Source organism: Rhodococcus sp. S3, assembly GCF_058211795.1.
In genome coordinates, this window is the sequence record NZ_CM177074.1 from 3,868,547 (window position 1) to 3,884,903 (window position 16,357).

Genomic DNA, 16,357 nt, shown 5'->3' on the forward strand with positions numbered 1-16,357 from the left:
GGTCAGGATCCCTTCGCAGGAACGATCTGCAGGTACACCATCGTCAGGATCAGGTTCGCGAAGAAGAGCAGCAGGAACGTGATGACGACGGTCTGGTTCACGGCCTCCCCCACGCCCTTCGGGCCCGCACCCGGGTGCAGTCCCTTGTAGGACGCGACGACGCCGGCGATCAACCCGAAGATCGCAGCCTTGAGTTCGGCGACGTAGAGGTCGGGTAGCTGCGCGAGGGCGGAGAAGGAGGCGAGATAGGCGCCGGGGGTACCGCCCTGCAGCACCACGTTGAAGAAGTAGCCGCCGGCGATGCCGATCACGGAGACTAGGCCGTTGAGCAGGAGCGCCACGAGCACCATCGCCAGTACTCGCGGGACGACGAGCCGCTGGATGGGATTGATACCCAGCACCTCCATCGCGTCGATCTCCTCGCGGATCGTCCGCGATCCGAGGTCGGCGGTGACCGCGGAGCCTGCGGCACCGGCGATCAGCAGAGCTGTCACGATCGGACTGCCCTGCTGGATGACCGCCAGGACGCTCGCGGCGCCGGTGAACGATTCGGCGCCGAGCTGCTTGATCAGCGAGCCGGTCTGCAGCGACACGACGGCGCCGAACGGGATCGCGACGAGCGCCGTCGGAAGAATCGTGACACTGGCGATGAACCACGCCTGTTCGATGAATTCCCGGAACTGGAACGGTCGGCGGAAGGTGTTCCGCACGACGTCGACGAACAGTTCGACGATGTTGCCGGCCTGGGTGAGTGCGCCGTGAACCGGCCGCACGAGCGAGCTGCCCGCCCCCATCTACTCTCCTGCTTCTCCAGCCTGCGGCTGTACTACTACTGACGTTGTACGACTGCTGCGGCTGTTGCTACTTCGGGGCCTGCTCGTATCCCTCTCCGGTGTAGGCGGGAATGATCTGGGTGTCGTCGTCGGCGTATCCCCGGGAGGTCCGGGGCGCGCCGGTGTGATCGAGCGATTCGAGGATGGCGCTCTGGGCGGCCGGGGGCAGAGTGTGCAGGATCGAGCGCACCCGCTCCTGCCGACGCGCCACCGCCTGCCGCTCCGGCATCCCCGGCGTGGCCTGCATCTGCGGCACGATCCCCTCGATATCGTCCACACCACCGGCATGATGACCGGCATCGACGAGCGCCTGCTCGTGCGCCATCGTCGCCTCGTCCTTCTCCTCCGACATCCCGATCGGACCGATCATCGTGCCGTTGAGGAACTGCTTGACCACCGGCTCGTCCGAGGTCAACAACACCTCACGCGGACCGAACATCACCAACTGCCGACGGAACAACATGCCGATGTTGTCCGGCACCGTACGCGCCAGATTGATGTTGTGCGACACGATCAGGATCGTCGCATCGATCTCCGCGTTGATATCGATCAACGTCTGCGAAATGTAGGTGGTGCGCACCGGATCGAGACCCGAATCCGGCTCGTCGACCAGGATGATCTCCGGATCGAGCACCAACGCACGGGCCAGGCCGGCGCGCTTGCGCATCCCCCCGGAGATCTCACCGGGCAGCTTGTCCTCGGCGCCGAGCAGACCGACGAGCTCGAGCTTGCTCATCACGATCTGCCGGATCTCCGATTCGGTCTTCTTGGTGTGCTCACGCAACGGGAAGGCGACATTGTCGTAGAGGTTCATCGACCCGAACAACGCCCCGTCCTGGAACAACACCCCGAACAGCTTGCGGATCTCGTAGAGCTCCTTGCTCGAGCACTGCAGGATATCGGTGCCGTCGATGACGATCGAGCCCTCCTCCGGGCGCAACAGACCGATCAACGACTTGAGGAACACCGACTTACCGGTACCCGACGGACCGAGCAGCGCACTGACCTCACCGGCCGGCAACGTCAACGTCACGTCCTGCCAGATACGTTGCGAGCCGAAGGACTTGGTCAGCCCCTCGACGGAAACCTCGACTCCCACGATTACCTCCGCTGTCCGATACCGTCGCCCCCGTGTGGGTTGGGTCACTCTATCGCATGGATAGTGGTACCTGTGACAAGCGATCCTACTCATGAGTAAGGACCTCGTACAAGGGGGCATACATATCTGGACTTATGCCGTGACCTGCATGAACACGATGTAAATATCGAATTCTGCCGATATCGGACATATCGCTCGGCATTCTTGTCCGAGAATGCGAAAGGGCCGTTCCCGCGAAAGTGAATTCGCGGAAACGGCCCTGTGCGGAACCGTCCCGGAGAGCGACGAACGCTCGACGGGGAAGTTCGGAAACCGTCTTACTTGACGGTGACCTTGGCGCCGGCCTCTTCGAGCTTGGCCTTGGCAGCGTCGGCAGCGTCCTTGGCGACCTTCTCGAGGATCGGCTTCGGAGCACCCTCGACGAGGTCCTTGGCTTCCTTCAGGCCCAGGCCGGAGACGATCTCGCGAACGACCTTGATGACCTGGATCTTCTTGTCGCCGGCACCCTCGAGGATGACGTCGAACTCGTCCTGCTCGGACTCGGCCTCGGCAGCAGCGGCCGGAGCACCGGCGGCAGCGACGGCAACCGGAGCAGCAGCGGTGACCTCGAAGGTCTCCTCGAATGCCTTAACGAACTCCGAGAGCTCGAGCAGGGTCAGTTCCTTGAACGCGTCGAGCAGCTCTTCGGTGGTGAGCTTCGCCATGGTGGCGGTCCTTCCTGATAAGTCCCATGTCGCTGATCCGCGACCGGATGGGATGGTGCGTGCCGGAGCACGCGTGGATGTATCTTTCGCGGTGATGCGGATTCGCAGTGATGCGGATCAGCGTCAGGCGGCTTCTTCGCCCGCCTTCTTCTCCTGCAGAGCGGCCGCGAGGCGGGCCACCTGAGAAGCGGGGGCGTTGAACAGGCCTGCGGCCTTTGCCAAGTTGCCCTTCATCGCGCCGGCGAGCTTGGCCAACAGCACCTCGCGGGACTCGAGGTCCGCGATCTGGTTGACCTGCTCCACGGACAGCGCAGCGCCGTCCATGTAGCCGCCCTTGATGACGAGAGCCTTGTTGTCCTTCGCGAAGTTCTTCAGAGCCTTCGCAGCGTCCACCGCTTCGCCCTTGACGAACGCGATGGCGGTCGGACCGACGAACAGGTCGTCGAGACCCTCGACGCCCGCCTCAGCGGCGGCACGCTTGACCAGGGTGTTCTTGGCGACGGAGTAGGTGGCACCCTCTCCGAGAGCGCGACGCAGCTCGGTCAGACTTCCCACCGACAGACCACGGTATTCCGTGATCACGGCAGCGGTGGAGGTCTTGAACTGCTCGGTGATCTCCGCAACTGCGGAAACCTTCTCGGGCTTTGCCATACTTCGCCTCCTCTCAGTAACAGTCGTTTTCCCGGTGTCCCGAGTGGGACGCCCCACCGGACGACCGCCGGGACCGGAAAACGACGAACGCCCCGGCGCAGGGCACACGGGGCGTGAAAGGAGGAGGAACTCGAATGCACCCGGAAGGCACATCACGGCTCACATCTCCCCTAACCTCGTCCTCCTGCGTGGGCCGCCGGACAACTCCGGACCTTCAACCGATCCGCACGCGGATTCGGTGACCAACGGTCTTGGGTAGAACATGATCGGGGTGAAGATCGGCGCACGCCGAACTACCCGACCACTGTAGCGGACGATATCCGCGAAATGCAAAACGGCCGGCACAGCGATGCTGTGCCGGCCGCTTCGAATGCACATCCACTGCGTGCAGTGCGAACTACTCCGCGATCTCGAGGAGGTTGCGGGTGCGCTGCGGATCCACCGGGATGCCCGGGCCGGTGGTCGTAGCGATCGTGACCTTCTTGATGTAGCGGCCCTTCGCGCTGGACGGCTTGGCGCGGAGCACCTCGTCCAGAGCAGCAGCGTAGTTCTCGACCAGCTTGGTCTCGTCGAACGAGGCCTTGCCGATCACGAAGTGCAGGTTGGCGTTCTTGTCGACGCGGAAGCTGATCTTGCCACCCTTGATGTCGGTGACGGCCTTCGCGACGTCCGGGGTGACCGTACCCGTCTTCGGGTTCGGCATCAGACCACGGGGACCGAGGACGCGGGCGATACGACCGACCTTCGCCATCTGGTCGGGGGTCGCGATCGCGGCGTCGAAGTCCAGCCAGCCGCCCTGGATGCGCTCGATCAGATCCTCGGCGCCCACGACGTCGGCGCCTGCGGCCTCGGCCTCGGCAGCCTTCTCGCCCACCGCGAAGACGATGACGCGAGCGGTCTTACCCGTGCCGTGCGGCAGGTTGACCGTGCCGCGCACCATCTGGTCCGCCTTACGGGGATCCACACCGAGTCGCATGGCGACCTCGACGGTGGCGTCGTAGTTCTTCGAGGTGGTCTCCTTCGCGAGCTTCGCAGCTGCGAGGGGGCTGTACAGGTTGTCCGAGTCGATCTTCTCGGCCGCGGCGAGGTATGCCTTGCTGCGCTTTGCCATGTTCTTTCCTAACTTCTCACCGGCAGGTGAATGGTTCGGGCGTGGTAGCGGGCCTGGCCGGCCCTCCCACGAGTGCTACTGCAGGCGGGGACGGGTCCCCGGAACAGTGAGGGCTCAGCCCTCGACCGTGATGCCCATCGACCGAGCGGTGCCGGCGATGATCTTCGCGGCAGCCTCGATGTCGTTGGCGTTCAGGTCTTCCTGCTTGGTCTTGGCGATCTCGCGCACCTGATCCATGGTCACCTTGGCGACCTTGGTCTTGTGCGGCTCGCCGGAGCCCTTCTGCACGCCTGCAGCCTTGAGCAGGAGCTTCGCGGCCGGCGGGGTCTTCAGCTTGAAGTCGAACGAGCGGTCCTCGTAGACCGTGATCTCGACCGGCACGACGTTGCCACGCTGCGACTCGGTCGCCGCGTTGTACGCCTTGCAGAACTCCATGATGTTGACGCCGTGCTGACCCAACGCGGGGCCGACCGGCGGAGCCGGGTTGGCCTGGCCGGCCTGGATCTGGAGCTTGATGAGCCCGGCGATCTTCTTCTTCTTGGGGGGCATCTCTATTCCTAGTTTCTTGCTCGGTGTGGTTCTTGCGTACTGCTACTGCAAGCTTGTGCGCGCCGGATGCCGGCGCCGTCGGGTCCCGGGGACCGTCAGATCTTCGACACCTGGTTGAACGACAACTCCACGGGAGTCTCACGGCCGAAGATCGACACCAGGACCTTGAGCTTCTGCTGCTCGGCGTTGACCTCGCTGATGGAGGCGGGCAGCGTCGCGAACGGGCCGTCCATCACGGTGACGGACTCGCCGACCTCGAAGTCCACCTCGATGGCGGGCTTCGCAGCGGCGGCGGGAGCCTGCTCGCCTGCGGCCGGGGCACCGGCCGCCGGCTTCTTCTTCGCCTGCTGCGGGAGGAGGAACTTCACGACCTCCTTGATCGTCAGCGGCGACGGACGCGACGTGGCTCCGACGAAGCCGGTCACGCCGGGCGTGTTCCGGACGGCACCCCACGACTCGTCGTTGAGTTCCATCCGGACGAGGATGTAGCCGGGCAGGACCTTGCGGTTGACCTGCTTGCGCTGACCGTTCTTGATCTCGGTGACCTCTTCGGTCGGCACCTCGACCTGGAAGATGTAATCGGCGAGGTCGAGGTTCTGGACACGGGTCTCGAGGTTGGTCTTGACCTTGTTCTCGTAACCGGCGTAGGAGTGCACGACGTACCAGTCGCCGGGCTCACGCCGCAGCTGCTTCTCGAGGGCCTCGGCCGGATCGACCTCGTCCTCTTCGGCGGGCGCGTCAGCGGCGTCCTCCGCTGCGTCGGAGACATCGGCATCGGACTCGACATCGGTGCCGGACTCGACAGCAGCGTCGGACTCGGAGACCTCGGTGTCCGCATCCGCCGACTCGGCCGTCACGTCGTCAACCAAGGCCTCGTCCGAAACGTGCTCCTCGGCCGAAGCCTCGTACGAGTCGTTCTCGGGGGTGCTCACCGGGCACTTTCCTCTCGTCGATCACATTTTTCGTCTCGCGCGGACAGGCGCTAACCGAACAACCAGCTGACGCCCTGTACGAACGCCAGATCCAATCCGAAGATGAACGCCGTCATGACGGTCACGAACGCAAGGACCACGAGTGTGTAGGTGGTCAACTGCTTGCGGTTGGGCCAGATCACCTTGCGGAGCTCGGCGACGACCTCACGGAAGAAGCGCACGAGTCGCTTGAAGATGTTCTCGGACTTCGCGGCGGGACGATCGCTCACGGCCGTGGCCGAACGCGACGTCTTCTTCATGGACACCGCGCTCGTCGTGGAAGCCGAGGAACCGGCTGCACCACGACGGGTGGCCCGCTTGCCGGTCGGCCGAGCAGCCGCGGAGGAACCGTCGGGGGTCGCGCCGGTAGCCGTTCCAGCGTCGCCGGGGATGTTCCCTGCGGTGCCGCTGTGGCGCTGACCGCGCTCCTCGCTCACATCGTTCCTCTCGGTCGCTGGCAGTCCGGGGGCAGGGGCGACAGGACTTGAACCTGCAACCTGCGGTTTTGGAGACCGCTGCTCTGCCAATTGAGCTACGCCCCTCTGGTCGGACATCCACACTCGTACGAAGCGAGTGTCCGGAACCGACCCATCTGCGACCACATGACACGCGCGCTACCCCGTCGGGCCGTTACGGCCTTCGTAGAGCAGCGCGCTGCTATGCGATCCCAGAAGCCTAAGTGTACTGCATTGCCCCGGGACAAACCCAATCCGCTCGGCCGTCAGGCCAAACGGACCGTTGCCGTGGCCCGACCGAAGATCTTGCGACCGTCGGACTTCGCCACGATAGCGACCACTGCTGTCTTGCTCTCCGCGTCCACCGACTTGATCTTGCCGGTGAACTCGATCTCGGCGGCCTTGTCGGCCTCCACATATACCGGACTGGTGAACCGAACGTTGTATTCGGTCACCGCGCCGGGGTCTCCCAGCCACTCCGTGACGAAGCCGGCCGCGATGCCCATCGAGAGCATGCCGTGCCCGACGACGTCGCGCAAGCCGGCCAGTTCGGCCACCTTGTCGCTCCAGTGGATCGGGTTGGGATCACCCGACACACCTGCATAGTTGACCAGATTTCCGCGCGTGAGTGTGACGACCTTCGACGGAAGCTCGTCCCCTACCGCGACATCCGCGAAACTACGGAGTGTCACTGTGCATCACCACATCCTTGACCGCGTGCGCGATGTTGTCGTCGACCTCGCCACCGGAACGGGCGACGAGCGTCGTCCAGGACGTGAGCACGAGATTGTCGTACTGATCGGTGATCACGTTCTTGGTGGTGATGATGTCGCTGCCGGCAGCCTGACGGAAATCGTCGAGGTAGACGTCGCAGAACAGCCTGTCGCCGGCCTGGATCGGGCGGTGGTAGACCATCCGCTGGTCGGTCTGCATGATCTGGCTCAGGTCGTATCCGGTGACGACCTCTTCGAACAGCTTGCGCTGCGCGATCATGCCGACGATCGAGACGAAGGTCAGCGGCGCGATCACTCCGTCGTACCCCAGCCCGCGGGCTGCGTCGTCGTCGTGATGCGCCGGATGCGAATCGCGCACGGCACGGGCGTACTCGCGGATCTTCTCGCGACCCACCTCGTAGTAGTCGTCCACCCGGTAGTGGTGGCCGACCATGGACTTGGCGTGCGCGGCGGCATCGAACGGGATCCCGGCCTGTTCGGTCGCGTCCACCGATTCCTGGTTCTCGAGTACGTTCGTCATACGCAAAACCTCCGCAATTCCGACGACGCCAACTGGCACGGTCGGTATTGCGGAGACCTTACGCGTCGACGTCGTTCCGACCGGCTACTTGGACTCGCGGTGCGACTGGTGCGTACCGCAGTTCGGGCAGAACTTCTTCAGTTCGAGCCGGTCGGGGTCGTTGCGACGGTTCTTCTTGGTGATGTAGTTGCGGTGCTTGCACACCTCGCAGGCCAAGGTGATCTTCGGCCGAACGTCAGTAGAGGAGGCCACGGGATGCCTTCTTTCGCGTCAATCCGATCAGTATCGATCAGGGTGGATCAATGAACTTTTGGTAGCGGTGACCGGACTTGAACCGGCGACGCAACGATTATGAGTCGTTTGCTCTACCAACTGAGCTACACCGCCTCGGTGCCGAGTGTCGCTACGAAGGCGGCACCTCAATCCAGCGAGCCCCCTGACGGAATCGAACCGTCGACCTTTTCCTTACCATGGAAACGCTCTGCCGACTGAGCTAAGGGGGCGTGGCCTCCGGAGCATCTCTGCTCGCTGCGGCCTCCAAAAGATTACACACACTCGGTCCTGGTGCAAAATCCGCTGGTAGAGGCCCATAAACGCCGCTGCTCTCCGAGCTCTGCGCACCCGCACCCACCCGTGCCCACACGTACGCGCGCGGTGGGCCGGCGGTGGGTACCGGACGCGGGACGGAACGGCACCGCGTGCCGAGCCGGCCAGAACCTCGGGAGAGTCCCGGGAGAGCAGGACCCACACTCCCGGACCACACTCCAGGGCCTGCGCTACAAGGACCTGCACTACAGAGAATCCGCACTACAGAGACCCCGGAATGCAGAACGGCCCCGGTTCCGAAGAACCGGGGCCGTTCCGGTGGCAGGTGTAGGATTCGAACCTACGTAGGCGTAAGCCGACGGATTTACAGTCCGCTCCCATTGGCCGCTCGGGCAACCTGCCGGGTGCGATCGGGACCGCGTCCTCGATGCGTTTGGAAGAATACAACGCATACCCCCCCGAAACGCAAACCGAGTGGTCACAGCCCCGCGCGACCCGATAGCGTCGGGTGGACAGAACCCTTACAGACCGACCCGGAAGTGGAGTGAGACGTGGCTGATTCGTCGTTCGATGTGGTGAGCAAGGTCGACCGCCAGGAAGTGGACAACGCGCTGAACCAGGCGGCGAAGGAGATCGCCAACCGCTTCGATTTCCGGAACACCGGGGCGCACATCGAGTGGTCGGGTGACGAGGCCATCACGATCTCGGCCGAGACCGAGGACCGCGCACTCGCCGCGCTGGAGGTCTTCAAGGAGAAGCTGATCCGCCGAGACCTCTCGCTGAAGTCCTTCGACGCCGGCGAGCCGACGCAGTCCGGCAAGGTCTACAAGATCACCGGAACCCTGGTGCAGGGCATCAGCCAGGAGAACGCCAAGAAGATCTCCAAGCTCATCCGTGACGAGGGCCCCAAAGGCGTCAAGGCGCAGATCCAGGGCGACGAGCTACGCGTGACCAGCAAGAAGCGCGACGACCTGCAGGCCGTCATCTCGCTGCTCAAGAACGCCGACCTCGACATCGCCCTGCAGTTCGTCAACTACCGCTAGTTCGTCAACTACCGCTGGTTCGTCGAGCACCGCTGGTTCGTCGACCTCTGCTGACGAACCCCTCCCCTACGACACCGCCCGCGACTTCCGTCGCGGGCGGTGTCGTCTGTGGGTGTCGTGTGCCGTCCGGTCAGCGGATCCCGGCCATGCGCTCGAGTCGTTCGATGCGGTCGGCCATCGGCGGATGCGTCGAGAACAGCCGGCTCATCCTGTCGCCCGCCCGGAACGGGTTGGCGATCATCAGGTGCGACTGGGTCGCGAGCTTCGGTTCGGGCGGCAGCGGCGCGGCCTGCGTGCCGAGAGCGAGCTTGCGCAGCGCCGACGCCAGGGCCAGCGGGTCGCCGGTGAGCTCGGCACCGGACTGGTCGGCCTGGTACTCGCGCGACCTCGACACGGCGAGCTTGACGACCGATGCCGCGATGGGGCCGAGCAGGGAAACCAGCAGCAGCGCCAACGGATTCGCGCCACCCTCCCGGTTGCCGAATGCCGACGCGAAGAACGCGAAGTTCGCCAGACCCGAGATGACGGCGGCCATCGCGCCGGCGACCGACGAGATGAGGATGTCGCGGTTGTAGACGTGGGCGAGTTCGTGGCCGAGCACCGCGCGCAGTTCCCGTTCGTTCAGGATCTCCAGGATGCCCGTCGTGCAGCACACGGCGGCGTTGCGCGGGTTACGTCCCGTGGCGAACGCGTTGGGGGCGTTGGTGGGGCTGATGTAGAGCCGCGGCATGGGCTGGTGCGCCGCGGTCGCGAGTTCGCGCACGATCCGGTACATCGCCGGAGCCTGCACCTCGGTGACAGGCTGGGCGTGCATCGCCCGTAGGGCGAGCTTGTCGCTGTTGAAGTACGCGTAGCCGTTCATGCCGACGGCGAGCACGATCGATATCAGCAGGATCGTCGAGTTCTGGAACAACGCTCCGACGAACACGATCAGCGCGGACATTCCGATCAGCAGACCGGCCGTCTTGAGACGGTTCGAGTATCCGTGCACGTCGCACCCCTTCCGCACCACGATTCCCCACTCGTTCGTCCAACGAACGAGCGCACGGCGCGGTTCCCGCCCCGAAACGGGGCGGGACCACACGACGGTCCGTCAGCCCACGCGGGCGACGGTGAAGTCCACGAGGCGACGCAACGCCTCGTTCGCCGGGCCCTGAGGCAGGGCGTCGAGTTCGGCGTGGGCGCGGGCGGCATAGGTCGCGAGGGTCGCCTTCGCCGCATCCATCCCCGGCGAGCGGACGAGCAGCTCGAGTGCCTCCGCGACGTGCGCTTCGTCCTCGATGGGACCGACGAGCAGTTCGCGCAGGCGATCGGCCTCCGGCCCGGTCTCCTGCAGCGCGTAGAGCACCGGCAGGGTGTACACGCCCTCGCGGAGATCGGTTCCGGGGGTCTTGCCCGACTCCGTGGTGTCGGACGCGATGTCGATGATGTCGTCGACGATCTGGAAGGCGGTGCCGACGGCGTCGCCGAGTCGTTCGAGACGCTCGACGTGTTCCGGATCGGCGCCCGAGAACGTACCGCCGAAGCGACCGCTGGCGGCGATCAGCGAACCGGTCTTCTCCCAGATCACCCGCAGGTAGTGCTCGACCGGGTCGTCGTTGCTGCGCACACCGATGGTCTCGCGCATCTGACCGGTGACCAGCTCGGCGAACGTCTCCGCGATGATCTGCACGGCCGACGGACCGAGGGTCGACACCAGTCGCGAGGCGTGCGCGAACAGGTAGTCGCCGGCGAGGATCGCGACGCTGTTGCCCCAGCGCACGTTGGCGCTCGGAGCTCCGCGACGCATCGTCGCCTCGTCCATCACGTCGTCGTGGTAGAGCGTCGCGAGGTGCACGAGCTCGACGACGGTCGCCGCCGTCACCACGGCGGGATCGGTGGGCTTCGGCCCGAGCTGCGCGGTGAGGATCGTGAACAGCGGCCGGAACCGCTTGCCACCCGCCTTCGCCAGGTGCAGTGCGGCCTCCGTCAGGAAGTCCTCACCGTCGGACAATTCCTCGACCAGGAGTTTCTCGACGCTCGCGAGGCCGTCCCCGACTGTCGCGGCGAGGACCGGATCGCCGAGTTCCACACCGGCCACGACGGTGCTCGGCGCCGCATCGGCCGAACCGGCGGTCCGAGCCGCCCCCTCAGTGCTCACGATGACGTACCCATCCTGTTCTGTCGCCTCGACTTCACCGTAGTGAACCTAGCCGTTCGTTCCCCGATCCACCTCGTCGAGGCGGCCGATCGCGGCCTGAGAAGATGGAGCGGTGGTGGCCGAACACTCCGCGCGAGATCCGCGGCAATCCCAGTCCTGCGTTCCCGACAGTACCGATGTTCTCGTCGTCGGTGCCGGTCCAGCCGGTTCCGCCGCCGCTGCGTGGGCTGCCCGCGCCGGTCGCGAGGTGCTGCTCGTCGATGCCGCGACCTTCCCTCGCGACAAGACCTGTGGTGACGGACTGACCCCGCGCGCCGTCGCCGAACTCGACGAACTCGGTCTCGGCGACTGGCTGCGCACCCGCACCGTCAACCGCGGTCTGCGTCTCGAGGGCTTCGGTGGCCGCTTCGAACTCCCCTGGCCCGACTCGTCGTTCCCCGTCGTGGGCAGTGCCGTGCCGCGCACCGAACTCGACGCCCGGATCCGGCAGGTCGCGCTCGACTCGGGTGCCCGCGCCGTGGACGGGACGAAGGCCGTCGACGTCGAACGCGACGGCGACCGGGTCTCGGCCGTGATCTTCCGCACCGCCGACGGACCGCGGACCGTCCGGTGCCGCATGTTGATCGTCGCCGACGGGGTGCGCTCTCCCCTCGGCAAGGTGCTCGGACGTCGCTGGCACCGCGACACCACCTACGGCGTGGCCGCGCGGGCCTACGCCACCTCCCCGCGCAGCGACGATCCGTGGATCACCTCGCACCTCGAACTGCGCGACGACGCGGGCGCCGTCCAGCCGGGTTACGGCTGGGTGTTCCCGCTCGGCACCGGCGAGGTGAACCTGGGGGTGGGCACCCTCGCAACCGCCTCGCGACCCGCGAACGGATCGCTGCGACCGCTCATCGACCTGTACGCGCGGCAGCGCCGCAGCGAATGGGAGCTCGGTGAGGTGACGCGGGTGGCGTCGGCGCTGCTGCCCATGGGCGGAGCCGTGTCGGGGGTCGCGGGCAGGAACTGGGCGTTGATCGGCGACGCCGCAGCGTGCGTCAATCCGCTCAACGGCGAGGGCATCGACTACGGACTCGAGGGCGGGCGGCTGGTCGCCGGGTTGCTCGACTCCGACGACCTCACCGAACTGTGGCCGGCGACGCTGCGCTCCCACTACGGCCGGGCGTTCTCCACCGCGCGTCGCCTCGCGAACCTGCTCACGATCCCGAAGTTCCTGCCGGCGACGGGTCCGATCGCGATGCGGTCGCGGACGATGATGTCGGTCGCGGTGCGGGTGATGGGCAATCTCGTCACCGACGAGGACGCCGACTTCGTGGCCCGGGTGTGGCGGACGAGCGGTCATTTCTCGATGCGCTGGGATCGGCAGCCGCTCTTCGCCTGAGCCGCTACATGTGCCGCGCGGCTACGTGCGTACCGCGCTGCACCGATGCGCGCGGCTACGTGCGTACCGCGCGGTGCAGGGCGGTGATGCCCCCGGTGAGATTGCGCCACTTCACGTCGCTCCAGCCCGCGGCCTCGATGCGCCGGGCGAGCTGTTCCTGATCGGGCCAGGCCCGGATCGATTCGGCGAGGTAGACGTAGGCGTCGGGATTGCTGCTGACCGCCCGCGCGACCCGCGGCAGCGTCCGCATCAGGTACTCCATGTAGACGGTGCGCAGCGGTTCGCGCACGGGCGTGGAGAACTCGCACACCACGAGGCGTCCACCCGGCTTGACCACGCGGGCGATCTCGCGCAGCCCCTCGTCCGGGTCGGCGACGTTGCGCAGGCCGAAGGAGATGGTCGCGGCGTCGAAGACGGCGTCGGCGAACGGCAGTCGCATCGCGTCGCCCGCGACCATCGGGACGTTGCGGAACTCACCGGCGTGCAGCATGCCCGTGGAGAAGTCGGTGGCGACGACCCATGCGCCGGACCGTCCGAGTTCGACGGTGGAGACCCCGGTGCCAGCGGCCAGGTCGAGCACGCGCTCGCCGGGCTTCAGGTCGAGGGCGGCACGGGTCGCGCGACGCCACCCGCGGTCCTGCCCGAACGACAGGACGGTGTTGGTCAGGTCGTAGCGTGCAGCGACCCCGTCGAACATGGACGCGACCTCACGCGGGTCCTTGTCGAGCGACGCGCGTGATCCGTGAGTTGTTGCCACGGCCGAAACGTTACCCGCTCCCCTGCGCCGTCCCGGCCGTCGTGCCGTCCCGGGAGCGACGTCGCGACGGACGTTGCGTTCGTCACACCCGAAGTTCCCGACCCTTCTCGTCGGAGGGGGCTGCGGCAGCCGCGTTCCTCTTCCGCCTGAGCCAGATCGACACGGGCATGGCGATCAGCCATGTGACGACAATCACTGATCCGGTGGGGATCAGTGCGACGCGAGCGTCCCGACCGGTCACGCGAACGAGATCGGGATCACTCCGGGCGTATTCGACGGCGATCCGCTGCCCGGTGGTCAGCCCCGTCGGATACAGAACACCCAGCTCGGGATTGTGTGTCACGCCGTCGGGGGTGACGAAACTCACCGCGGACCGGAGGGATCCGGCCGAGAGCACCTCGGCGACGGCCGTACCCGTGTCGGAGCGGATGGTGAGGTCGTTGCGGAGAGCGCCGAGGAACAGGATCACCGCGAGGGCGGAGATCGCCGCCGCGACGATGAGAACCGCGCGCCGCGCGCGCTCGGGTCCGCTCACAGCTGCGCCCGCACCGCCGCGTGCAGTTCGCGCAAGCCGGCCCGATCCGTGGTGACCTCGACCACACGGATGCCTGCGGGCGGCACCGTGTCGTCCGCGAGCGCCAGCGCGAGGCCCTGCAGATCCACCCGCTCGTGCGGGACGCGGTAGGCCGCGCACAGTGCCGCGAGGTCCATGCCGTGCGGCGTGCCGAATACACGCTCGAAGACACCTGCGTACTGCGGGTCGCCCTGTTCGAGCAATTCGAAGATTCCGCCGCCGTCGTCGTTCGCGACGACGATGGTGAGGTTCTGCGGACGCGGCTCCGACGGTCCGATGAGCAGGCCCGACGCGTCGTGCAGGAAGGTCAGGTCGCCGAGCAGCGCGACGGTCCGTCCCTGCTCGTAGGCGAGTGCGGCACCGACGGCGGTGGAGACCGTGCCGTCGATCCCGGCGACACCGCGGTTGGACAGCACCTTCACGTCCGGCTTCGGGTAGCTCACGAGCGCCGCGTCGCGCACCGGGTTCGACGCCCCGAGCAGCAGCTGGTCGCCGGGCTTCAGTGAATCCGTCACCACCGCGGCGACGTGCAGTCCGGTGGCCTTCGGATGCCCGTCGAGCTGGGCGCGCACGGCCTTGTCGGTGTGCGCCGAGAGCTGGCGGCATCGTTCGAGCCACGCCTCGTCGGGTGCTCCCGACACCACGGCGCGGGTGCCGGTGGCGATGACGTTGCCCGAGACGTCGGGCCAGCGCGGCCCGGTGGTCAGCGCGTAGACGGTGACGGCGGGGTCGGCGAGCAGGTTCGACACCGGCCGATGCAGCGTGGGCCGGCCGGTGATGATCGCCTGGCGCGGCTTCAGGTGCGGCAGCGCCATCGGATGCACCGGGATGCCGTGCAGCGGTGCGGTGGGTTCGGCGACGGTCGGCAGCCCGGACAGCTCGGGGCGGTGAGCGGAACCGTGACCGGAGACGACGATCGTGTCGGGGGTCAGATCGATCTCGAGCGGGACGTCGAGGGTGGCGTTCACCGTGGTGGTCCAGGCCTTGCCGTCGGGACGCCCCTCGGGCACCGGTCCCTTCGCGTCGAGCTCGGGCACGAGCGGTTCGCGCAGCGGGATATCGAAGTGGACCGGGCCGGCGTTGCCGGAGCGGGTTCCGCGGGCGGCGGCGAGCACTCGGGAGACCGCCGAACGCCACTGGCTGTTCTGTTCGGTGCCTTCGGCGAGTCCGAGGCTGATGGTCGCGCGTACCTGGGTGCCGAACATTCCGAGCTGTTCGACGGTCTGGTTCGCGCCGGATCCGAGCAGTTCGTAGGGGCGATTGGCGCTGAGCACGACCAATGGGACGCGGGCGTAGTTCGCCTCGAGCACGGCCGGTGCGAGGTTGGCCACGGCGGTCCCGGAGGTCATGACGACCGGGACGGGACGACCCGAGGCGAGGGCCAGGCCGATCGCGAGGAATCCGGCGGTGCGCTCGTCGATACGCATGTGCAGGCGCAGACGTCCTGCGTTGTCGGCGGCCTGGAGCGCGAAGGCGAGCGGCGCGTTGCGCGAGCCCGGGCACAGCACGACGTCCCGAACACCGCCCCGGGCGAGTTCGTCGACGACAGCAGTGGCCTGGGCAGTGGACGGATTCACGGAGTCCAGGGTAATTGCGCCGGAAGTGTGGCCGGGTCCAGGTGTGGTCAGAATGGAGGCCGTGCGCACAGTCTTCGATCCCGCCGAGTCGAGTCCCGGCCGCTTCTACCGCCTTCTCACCGCGACAATCGTGCCGAGACCGATCGCATGGGTGTCGACCGAGGCCGAGGACGGTGTGTTCAATCTCGCTCCGTACAGCTTCTTCACGGTGGCGAGTACGGCCCCGCCGGTCGTGCAGTTCACGTCCGTGGGCCGCAAGGACAGCCTGCGGAACATCGAGCAGACGGGCGAGTTCGTGATCAACATCGCGACCGTGCCGTTGATGGAGAAGGTCAACGCCTCGTCGGCGGCGTTCCCGCACGACATCGACGAGTTCACGGAGGTGGGTCTGCACGCCGAGCCGAGCGAGCGGGTGCGGCCCCCGCGGGTCGCGGAGGCACCCGCCTCGATCGAGTGCCGGCTGCATCGAGTGATCGAGATCGGCGACTCGTTCGTCGTAATGGGCGACGTCCTCGCGGTGACGGTCGACCCCGAGGTGCTGGCGGAGGACGGTGCCCCGGATTTCGCGGCGCTCGGCGCGGTGAGCCGGTTGGGGCGGACGGAATGGGGCCTGACGCCCGCGGTGCGGAGACTGGAGCGGCCCGGCACTCCCGGGTGAGAACACAGGTTAGGCTCCGCTGAACGATCGTCGGGATGCTGCACGTCGTCA

Annotated in this window: 19 protein-coding genes and 4 tRNA genes; 3 read left to right on the forward strand and 20 right to left on the reverse strand. The window is 66.6% G+C overall.

All coding sequences use genetic code 11. From position 1 onward, the window contains the following. Nucleotides 1-2: 2 nt before the first annotated feature. From AC0LPE_RS17815 to AC0LPE_RS17885, 15 genes are all read right to left on the reverse strand, one after another. Nucleotides 3-794, reverse strand: coding sequence for an MlaE family ABC transporter permease (locus AC0LPE_RS17815; protein WP_006552286.1), 792 nt, complete (start codon nucleotides 792-794; stop codon nucleotides 3-5). A gap of 67 nt (nucleotides 795-861) precedes the next feature. Beyond that, nucleotides 862-1,935, reverse strand: a complete 1,074-nt coding sequence (locus tag AC0LPE_RS17820) for an ABC transporter ATP-binding protein (protein WP_088897126.1) — start codon at nucleotides 1,933-1,935, stop codon at nucleotides 862-864. A gap of 314 nt (nucleotides 1,936-2,249) precedes the next feature. Beyond that, nucleotides 2,250-2,636 carry a 50S ribosomal protein L7/L12 gene (gene rplL / locus AC0LPE_RS17825; RefSeq protein ID WP_003937621.1) on the reverse strand — a complete coding sequence of 129 codons (387 nt, stop codon included), beginning with the start codon at nucleotides 2,634-2,636 and terminating at the stop codon, nucleotides 2,250-2,252. 123 nt (nucleotides 2,637-2,759) lie between these two features. After that, a complete protein-coding gene (rplJ, locus tag AC0LPE_RS17830; RefSeq protein ID WP_006552288.1) occupies nucleotides 2,760-3,287 on the reverse strand; it encodes a 50S ribosomal protein L10 in 528 nt (175 codons plus the stop codon). Nucleotides 3,288-3,684: 397 nt separating this feature from the next. Then, on the reverse strand, nucleotides 3,685-4,398 hold the full coding sequence (gene rplA, locus AC0LPE_RS17835; protein WP_016694305.1) for a 50S ribosomal protein L1: 714 nt from the start codon (nucleotides 4,396-4,398) through the stop codon (nucleotides 3,685-3,687). Between the two features lie 114 nt (nucleotides 4,399-4,512). Continuing rightward, nucleotides 4,513-4,947: a 50S ribosomal protein L11 gene (gene rplK / locus AC0LPE_RS17840; protein ID WP_006552290.1), complete on the reverse strand. Its 435-nt coding sequence runs from the start codon at nucleotides 4,945-4,947 to the stop codon at nucleotides 4,513-4,515. Nucleotides 4,948-5,042: 95 nt separating this feature from the next. Beyond that, complete coding sequence (nusG, locus tag AC0LPE_RS17845) at nucleotides 5,043-5,879, reverse strand: transcription termination/antitermination protein NusG (RefSeq protein ID WP_016694306.1); 837 nt, start codon at nucleotides 5,877-5,879, stop codon at nucleotides 5,043-5,045. Nucleotides 5,880-5,929: 50 nt separating this feature from the next. Continuing rightward, complete coding sequence (gene secE, locus AC0LPE_RS17850; protein WP_026061589.1) at nucleotides 5,930-6,355, reverse strand: preprotein translocase subunit SecE; 426 nt, start codon at nucleotides 6,353-6,355, stop codon at nucleotides 5,930-5,932. A gap of 32 nt (nucleotides 6,356-6,387) precedes the next feature. Then, nucleotides 6,388-6,460: transfer RNA gene (locus AC0LPE_RS17855), tRNA-Trp, on the reverse strand. A gap of 179 nt (nucleotides 6,461-6,639) precedes the next feature. After that, on the reverse strand, nucleotides 6,640-7,065 hold the full coding sequence (gene hadB / locus AC0LPE_RS17860) for a (3R)-hydroxyacyl-ACP dehydratase subunit HadB (protein WP_019291230.1): 426 nt from the start codon (nucleotides 7,063-7,065) through the stop codon (nucleotides 6,640-6,642). Next, nucleotides 7,052-7,627, reverse strand: coding sequence for a (3R)-hydroxyacyl-ACP dehydratase subunit HadA (gene hadA / locus AC0LPE_RS17865; RefSeq protein ID WP_016694308.1), 576 nt, complete (start codon nucleotides 7,625-7,627; stop codon nucleotides 7,052-7,054). Before hadA ends, hadB begins: the two co-directional genes overlap by 14 nt. An 84-nt stretch (nucleotides 7,628-7,711) precedes the next feature. Beyond that, a complete protein-coding gene (gene rpmG / locus AC0LPE_RS17870; RefSeq protein WP_003941903.1) occupies nucleotides 7,712-7,879 on the reverse strand; it encodes a 50S ribosomal protein L33 in 168 nt (55 codons plus the stop codon). Between the two features lie 59 nt (nucleotides 7,880-7,938). After that, nucleotides 7,939-8,014 (reverse strand) — tRNA-Met (locus AC0LPE_RS17875). 43 nt (nucleotides 8,015-8,057) lie between these two features. Beyond that, nucleotides 8,058-8,130 (reverse strand) — tRNA-Thr (locus AC0LPE_RS17880). 362 nt (nucleotides 8,131-8,492) lie between these two features. Beyond that, nucleotides 8,493-8,575 (reverse strand) — tRNA-Tyr (locus AC0LPE_RS17885). Between the two features lie 149 nt (nucleotides 8,576-8,724). Here AC0LPE_RS17885 and AC0LPE_RS17890 point away from each other — a divergent pair. Then, nucleotides 8,725-9,216 carry a YajQ family cyclic di-GMP-binding protein gene (locus AC0LPE_RS17890; RefSeq protein WP_016694310.1) on the forward strand — a complete coding sequence of 164 codons (492 nt, stop codon included), beginning with the start codon at nucleotides 8,725-8,727 and terminating at the stop codon, nucleotides 9,214-9,216. Between the two features lie 130 nt (nucleotides 9,217-9,346). Here the strand turns inward: AC0LPE_RS17890 and htpX are convergent, their stop codons facing one another. Continuing rightward, on the reverse strand, nucleotides 9,347-10,207 hold the full coding sequence (htpX, locus tag AC0LPE_RS17895; protein WP_490604914.1) for a zinc metalloprotease HtpX: 861 nt from the start codon (nucleotides 10,205-10,207) through the stop codon (nucleotides 9,347-9,349). Between the two features lie 102 nt (nucleotides 10,208-10,309). Further along, a complete protein-coding gene (locus AC0LPE_RS17900; protein ID WP_088897084.1) occupies nucleotides 10,310-11,356 on the reverse strand; it encodes a polyprenyl synthetase family protein in 1,047 nt (348 codons plus the stop codon). Nucleotides 11,357-11,468: 112 nt separating this feature from the next. Here AC0LPE_RS17900 and AC0LPE_RS17905 point away from each other — a divergent pair, with 112 nt between their 5' ends. Beyond that, entirely contained in the window at nucleotides 11,469-12,740 is a 1,272-nt protein-coding gene (locus AC0LPE_RS17905; protein ID WP_088897083.1) for a geranylgeranyl reductase family protein, read from the forward strand. A 55-nt stretch (nucleotides 12,741-12,795) separates the two neighbouring features. Here AC0LPE_RS17905 and AC0LPE_RS17910 read toward each other — a convergent pair whose 3' ends face one another. The 3 genes from AC0LPE_RS17910 to menD form a co-directional block, all read right to left on the reverse strand. Beyond that, complete coding sequence (locus tag AC0LPE_RS17910; protein ID WP_088897082.1) at nucleotides 12,796-13,497, reverse strand: demethylmenaquinone methyltransferase; 702 nt, start codon at nucleotides 13,495-13,497, stop codon at nucleotides 12,796-12,798. A gap of 82 nt (nucleotides 13,498-13,579) precedes the next feature. Continuing rightward, on the reverse strand, nucleotides 13,580-14,032 hold the full coding sequence (locus tag AC0LPE_RS17915; protein WP_145693279.1) for a DUF3592 domain-containing protein: 453 nt from the start codon (nucleotides 14,030-14,032) through the stop codon (nucleotides 13,580-13,582). Further along, entirely contained in the window at nucleotides 14,029-15,648 is a 1,620-nt protein-coding gene (gene menD, locus AC0LPE_RS17920) for a 2-succinyl-5-enolpyruvyl-6-hydroxy-3-cyclohexene-1-carboxylic-acid synthase (RefSeq protein WP_026061593.1), read from the reverse strand. Before menD ends, AC0LPE_RS17915 begins: the two co-directional genes overlap by 4 nt. Before the next feature lie 52 nt (nucleotides 15,649-15,700). Here menD and AC0LPE_RS17925 point away from each other — a divergent pair, with 52 nt between their 5' ends. Then, entirely contained in the window at nucleotides 15,701-16,306 is a 606-nt protein-coding gene (locus tag AC0LPE_RS17925) for a flavin reductase family protein (protein WP_019291222.1), read from the forward strand. The last annotated feature ends 51 nt before the right edge of the window (nucleotides 16,307-16,357 follow it).